Origin of the sequence: Streptomyces sp. NPDC004435, from assembly GCF_042873895.1 — a bacterium.
Lineage (GTDB): Bacteria > Actinomycetota > Actinomycetes > Streptomycetales > Streptomycetaceae > Streptomyces.
The window spans coordinates 266,230-272,262 of sequence record NZ_JBIAMB010000012.1 but is presented as its reverse complement, the minus strand read 5'-3'; the positions used below and the strand labels follow the sequence as shown (position 1 = coordinate 272,262).

5 protein-coding genes are annotated in these 6,033 nt (G+C 75.2%); 1 reads left to right on the top strand and 4 read right to left on the bottom strand.

Features of this window, described 5'->3' with window-relative positions:
* Nucleotides 1-301 precede the first annotated feature (301 nt).
* Genes ACFYT9_RS23210 through ACFYT9_RS23195 form a run of 4 tightly spaced genes read right to left on the bottom strand, consistent with a single transcriptional unit; the run spans nucleotide 302 to nucleotide 5,071 of the window.
* Nucleotides 302-694 (bottom strand): VOC family protein, encoded by a 393-nt coding sequence (locus ACFYT9_RS23210; protein WP_389166741.1) that lies wholly within the window; start codon nucleotides 692-694, stop codon nucleotides 302-304.
* Nucleotides 695-750: 56 nt separating this feature from the next.
* A complete protein-coding gene (locus ACFYT9_RS23205) occupies nucleotides 751-2,322 on the bottom strand; it encodes a protein kinase (protein ID WP_389166738.1) in 1,572 nt (523 codons plus the stop codon).
* A complete protein-coding gene (locus ACFYT9_RS23200; protein WP_389166735.1) occupies nucleotides 2,319-2,963 on the bottom strand; it encodes a hypothetical protein in 645 nt (214 codons plus the stop codon). The genes ACFYT9_RS23205 and ACFYT9_RS23200 overlap by 4 nt, the downstream gene beginning before the upstream one ends.
* A 38-nt stretch (nucleotides 2,964-3,001) precedes the next feature.
* Nucleotides 3,002-5,071 (bottom strand): N-6 DNA methylase, encoded by a 2,070-nt coding sequence (locus ACFYT9_RS23195; protein WP_389166732.1) that lies wholly within the window; start codon nucleotides 5,069-5,071, stop codon nucleotides 3,002-3,004.
* 213 nt (nucleotides 5,072-5,284) lie between these two features.
* Here ACFYT9_RS23195 and ACFYT9_RS23190 point away from each other — a divergent pair, with 213 nt between their 5' ends.
* Nucleotides 5,285-6,001, top strand: coding sequence for a hypothetical protein (locus ACFYT9_RS23190; protein ID WP_389166730.1), 717 nt, complete (start codon nucleotides 5,285-5,287; stop codon nucleotides 5,999-6,001).
* Nucleotides 6,002-6,033: the final 32 nt, after the last annotated feature.

Below are 6,033 nucleotides of genomic sequence, written 5' to 3'. Positions count from 1 at the left end.
CTCGCGCTGCTGGCCCTCCTCACGCTGGCGCCCCGCCGGTTCCCGGTGCTGAAGGAGCTGAGGGAGGAGTAGGGCGCGCGGGAGGGGCGGGGGGGGCCGGGGGGGGGGGGGGGGGGGGCGGGGGGGGGGTGGGGGGGGGGGGGGGGTGGGGGGGGGGGGGGGGGGCCAAACCACCCCTCCCCCTCCCCCCCCTTGATAACCCCCTGGTTACCTCGTGGAACGCCGCTTCGCGGGCGACCGCGACGCGGCCTTCCCGCACCCGGACCGGGGGGTCAACGCACGCTCACGCGGAACCACTTGCTCACGGGCGCGCGTACGGCACCGTCATGATCTCCATGTTGTGGCCGTCCGGATCGTCGAAGTACGCGCCCCGGCCGCCGAAGAGGGTGTTCACCTGGTGCGGCTGCCGGTGGGCCGGGTCCGCGTAGTAGGTGACCCCGGCCGCCTCCAGGCGGTCGATCATGGCGTCGAAGTCCTCGTCGCAGACGAGGAAGGCGTAGTGCTGGTCCTGGATGGGCCCTTCGGCGGCCTGGTAGAAGTCGAGCGTCACGCCGTTGGCGAGGTCGACGGGGAGGAAGGGGCCGAAGGGGGCGCCCACCCGGAGGCCGAGGATCCCGGCGAGGAAGGCGGCGGAGGCGGAGCGGTCGGAGGAGTAAATGACGGTGTGGTTGAGCTGGACCTGAGGATCTGTCACCTTCCGACCGTACGTCACCCCTTCCGCGGACGACCACCGCGTTTCGGCCCGAACGATCAGGCTCGGCGACCGAGTTGGCGCTGGTGCTCCAGGGCGCGGCGCAGCTCCGCCGCGAGCGGGTGGTAGGGGCCGTAGAGCCGCTCCGTGTCGAGGAGGAGCCTGTTCAGCTCGGCCTGGCCCGCCGCGTGCTGTCCGGTCGCGACCAGCAGGAGGCCGGTGCGGCGGCGGATGTCGAAGGCCCGGCCGGGGTCCTGCGCGGGGCCGTGCTCGAAGGCGGGGAGGACCGCGCGGAAGGCGGCGAGGGCGTCGGCGGTCTCGCCGAGCTGCTCCAGGCAGAGCGCGATGTCGTAGCGGAACTGGGCGTTGCCGGGGTCGTCGGCGGAGAGCCGGCGCAGCTCGGGCAGGGCGCGCCGGTACTGCCCGTCGTCCAGGAGCGTGGAGGCGTACTGCTTGCGCAGGATGCGGACGACCGGGGACGCCTCGCCGTGTTCGGCGGCGGCGGCCGGGAGGATCCCGCCGAGCATGTCGACGGCCTGGGTGAGGGCGCCCTCGCTCAGGAGCCGCTTCACCTCCTCGACGGCGCCCGCCACGTCCGCGCGCCGGGGCGCGTGGGCCGGGGCCGGGGGGTAGGGCTGAGGCTGCGACTGCGGCTGGGAGGGAACCGAGACCCGGGGGTCCGCGACGGCCGGGCGGGCGGCGGGAGCGGCGGCCGGACGGGGCGCGGCGGGCCAGGGGGCGTGCGGGCGGAGGAAGGGGCGGGTGGGGTCCATGGGGCCGGAGGGGGTGCCGCGCGCGGGGAGCAGGGGGAGCAGCGCCTCGTACACCTCGTGGGCGCCGGAGGGGCGGGCGGCCGGGTCCTTGGCGAGGAGGCGCAGGACGAGGGCCTCCAGGAGGGAGGGGACCTCGGGGCGCACCTGGCGGAGCGGGAGGGGCGGCTCGTGGAGGTGGCGGTGGAGGACGCCGAGGGCGGTGGAGCCGGCGAAGGGCACGTTCCCGGAGAGGAGTTCGTGGAGGAGGACGCCGAGCGCGTACAGGTCGGTCCGGGGGCCGACGGCGCCGCCCATGGCCTGCTCGGGCGCCATGTAGGCGGGGCTGCCGATGGGTTCGCCGGTGTGGGTGAGGCGGGTGGTGTCGGTGTCGAGGACGGAGGCGACGCCGAGGTCGAGGACGGTGACGGTGCCGTCGGGGCGGACCATCACGTTCCGCGGCTTGAGGTCGCGGTGGACGATCGGGACCGCGTGGACGGCGGCGAGCACGGCGCACAGCTGGGCGGCGACGCAGACGGCCCACTCCCACGGGTAGGGGTCGTGCTCGGCGAGGTGGTCGGCGAGGTCGGCGCCGTCGAGGTACTGCATGACGAGGTACAGGTCGTCCTCGTCGCTGCCGGCGTCGTGGACGGTGACGAGGCCGGGGTGGTCGACGTGGGCGGTGACCCGGCACTCGCGGACGAAGCGGCGGCGCAGTTCGTCGGCGGCGGTGGCGGGACCGGTGAGGACGGTGGGGCTGAGGAGCTTCACGGCGACCCGGCGGTCGAGGCGGGTGTCGTACGCGGTCCACACCTGGCCCATGCCACCCTGGCCGATGACGGTGGAGAGCTCGTACCGGCCGCCGACGACCCTTCCGTTCACTGGCCGCCCTCCTTGCGGAGGAGGTCGCTGAGCTCGTCCAGTTCGGCGCGGACCTGGTCGATGCGGGGGGAGGGCGGGGGCGTGGGGGTGTTCACGGGGGCCGCCGGGTCGGCGGGGGCCGGCGGGGTGCTCGCGTACGGGTTGGGGGCCGGGGGCTGCGGGGCGTAGGGGCTCGGGACGGTGGCGGCCGTCGCCGGGTTCACGGGCGGGTAGCCGTACGCGGGCGCGCGGCCGGGCGGGGGCGTTTGCGCGTGCGCGTGCGCGTGGGGCGGGGCGTACGGGTTCGCCGCCGCTGCCGCCGCCGCGAGCGCGCGGTGGTGCTTGATGTCGGTGGCCAGGTAGTACCAGGTCACGGCCGCGGCCATGACGATGATCAGGGCCGCGCCGACGTTGACCTGCCAGGAGTTCTGGTCCTCCTCGTTGAGGAGGACGAAGCAGCCGATGGTGGCGGCCACCTGGACCCAGAAGAGGACCCAGTCGAGGACGGTCCTGCGCATGATGGCGAGGCGGAGCATCGCCACCCAGGCGAGGAAGCCGAGGGAGAGCACGGCGGCCGCCGCCACGAGCACGCGGACGGCGACGGTCCCGGCGGACGGACCGCCGGGTCTCGGCGCGGGAGCGGCAGGCATCTGTCCGTACATGCGAATTCCCCCCTGGGACGGCTGTTCAGGCTACGAGATTAGCCCCGACCTCCCCCCGGCTGAACGCTTCCGTCCGCGAGCCCGTCGTAGAGGCCCTGGACCAGTTGCTCGCCGAGTCGGGCGGTGAGCCGCAGGGCCTCCTCGAAAGCGGCGAGGGAGCGGTAGCGCTCGCCGTGCCGGCGCTGGTCGGCGAGAGGCAGCCGGGGCAGCTGGAGGCGGCGGACGTCGAGCCGGGTGGCCGTCGAGGCGAAGCTGCTGGCCTGCCGGTTGTTGGCGGTGCCGCGCAGGAATCCGGCGAGGAACCAGGGGTCGAGGGCGTCCGGGTCGGGGCGGAGCAGCTGGAGGCTGCGGCCGAGGGCGGCGCCGGCGGTGGAGGCGTCGACGACCCGGGCGGACGGGCCGCCGCCGAGGACGGGGACGACGACGTCGCCCTCGCGGACGAGGACAGGTTCCTCGCTCTGGCCGTCGGCCGCCTCGGGGAGGGTGCCGGAGGGGGCGGCGCCGGTGAGGACGTCGTGCTCGGTGAGGACGGGGACCTCGCGGCCGGCGGGGGCGGTGCCCTGGCCGCCGGTGCGGAGCTGGAGGGCTCCGGTGCGGGCGAGTTCGCCGACGGTGGTGAGCGGGCGGGGGGCGGGGCGGGCCGGCTCGGGGGTCGGGGCGAGGGCGAGGGTGCTGCGCAGGGTGGCGTCCAGGCGCTCGCGGACGGCGGCGAGTTCGGCGGCGGAGCCGCCCGCGTCGGGGGCGGTGAGGTAGCGGGCGGGGGCGAGGTCGACCTCGTCGTCGAGGAGTTCGATGACGGGGACCGCGCGGGCGAGGGTGTCGTCGCCGTCGCGTCCGGCCCAGGCGTCGAGGACCGCGTTCTGCAGAACCGTCCAGGGGAGCTTGTCGCGGCCCGCGTCGGGCACGAGCCCGGCGGTGTCGACGAAGAGGGCCTCGGCCGGGGGGCGGCGGTCGGCGGCGGGCCGGACCAGGACCCAGAGGTGGAGCGGGATGCCGTACGGGGGCGCGGCGCCGGCCGGGAGGGCGATGACGGCCCGCAGGGCGCCCCGGCGCAGCAGGTCGGCGCGGATGCGGCGGCCGGAGCGGCGGGAGGCGACGGCGGGGGGCATGAGGAGGACGGCGGTGCCGCCGTCGCGGAGCCGGGCCAGGGCGTGCTGGACCCAGGCGAGCTCGGACTCGGTGCGGGCGGGGAAGCCGTACTCCCAGCGGGGGTCGTAGGCGAGTTCGTCGTGGCCCCAGGCGCGCTCGTTGAACGGCGGGTGGGCGAGGACGGTGTCGGCGCGCAGCTCGGGGAAGGCGTCGGCGCGGAGGGTGTCGCCGGCGGCGGAGCGGATGTCGGCGTCGCCGTGGAGGGCGAGGCGGAGCGCGGAGAGCGCGGCGAGACCGGGGTCGGCGTCCTGGACGGCGAGGGTGGCGGGGTGGGCTGCGGCGCGGAGGAGGCCGCCGGTGCCGGAGGCCGGGTCGAGGAGGACGCCGGCGGGCGGGTCGCCGGCGCTCGCGGTGGCGGCGGCCGCGAGGGCGGCCATCAGCTCGGCGAGCGGCGGCGGGGTGAGCGTGTACTGGCGGGGGTTGGCGTCCAGGTGGCGGCCGAGGAGGAACTCGAACGCCTGCCGGGGGCCGCCCAGTTCGGCGGCGAGCTCGACGGCGGCGCGGAGCAGCGGGGCGGCGGGGGCGAGCTGGCCCGCGGTGGGGGTGGGGACCGCCCTGGGGGTGCCGAAGCGGGTGGTCAGGACCTCTTCGAGGGCGCCGGGCAGGGCCTCGGCGAAGCGCGGGTCGGGGAGGGCGGCGAGGGCGGCGACGGCGGGGGGCCGTTCGCGCAGGAGCAGCAGGACGCAGCCGGTGTGGGCGAGGCCGGTGAGGGTGCCGGCGGGGTGGCCGGCGAGCTGCTGCCAGACGCGCTCGCGGAGCGGGACCTCGGCGAGCTTGCCCTGGTCGCGGAGCCACCGCTCGATCTCGGCGAGGGAGAAGGAGGGGCTGGTCTCGGTGCCGCCCACGGGTTTGGGGAAGTCGGTGTGGCGGCGGCGCCAGTTGCTGACGGCGGCTCTGCCGACGCCCGCGAGCCGGGCGATCCCGGCGGCGGTGACCTCTGTAGCGCTGTCCTCGGGCACCTGCACCCTCCGTCCTCCCGCTCGTGTGTCTCATGACCGCGTCCTGCGCACGCGTCGTGTGAGCGTCGAGCATACCGACCGGACGCGTTCACGGCGTGAGTCGATCCGAACTTCGTGAACATGGTTGACTCGGTTCACAGCCTCTGTTGTGATTACGACATCGAAACACGGAGTCCCCGAGAATCCCTAGACACCTGAAAGGTGTTCACAGCCATGTCGAAGTCTCAGACGCAGCGCAGCTGGTTCGCCCGCCACAAGGTCCTCACCGCCGCCGGAGCGGTCGTGGTCGTCGTCGCCGTCGGCGCGGCGATGGGCGGGGGCGGGGACGAGGGCGGCGCCGAGGCGAAGCCCTCCGCGTCGGCCTCCGCGGGCGGGAAGGCGACGGGCTCCGGCTCGAAGGCGCCGGAGTCGAAGGCGCCGGAGAAGAAGGCCGTCACGATCGACGGGGACGGCGACTTCGAGGTCGGCTCCGACGTCCAGCCCGGCCTCTACCGCTCGGCGGGCAACGAGGACGCGATGTGCTACTGGGAGCGCTCGAAGGACGCCACCGGCGAGCTCGACTCGATCCTCGCGAACGACAACGTGACGGGCACGGCCTACGTCGAGCTCAAGAAGAGCGACAAGTTCTTCAAGTCCACGGGCTGCTCGACCTGGGAGGCCGTGAACGCGAAGGCCACCGGCACCCCCGGGAGCACGCTCAAGGGCGACGGCGGCATGTTCAAGGTCGGCGTCGACGTGGCGCCCGGCACCTACAAGTCCACGGGCAACAAGGACGCCGGGTGCTACTGGGAGCGCTCGAAGGACGCCGGCCACGGCATGAACGGCATCCTCGCGAACGACAACGTGACCGGGACGGCCATCGTCAAGATCTCCGCCAAGGACGGCTACTTCAAGTCCGTCGGCTGCGGCGACTGGACCAAGACGTCCTGACGACCGGCCGACCGCTCACCGGGCCGGCCGTC

Coding starts and splice junctions, on each gene's coding strand:
- ACFYT9_RS23200 (WP_389166735.1), bottom strand. CDS start 2,963: ATGTACGGACAGATGCCTGCCGCTCCCGCGCCGAGACCCGGCGGTCCG.
- ACFYT9_RS23190 (WP_389166730.1), top strand. CDS start 5,285: ATGTCGAAGTCTCAGACGCAGCGCAGCTGGTTCGCCCGCCACAAGGTC.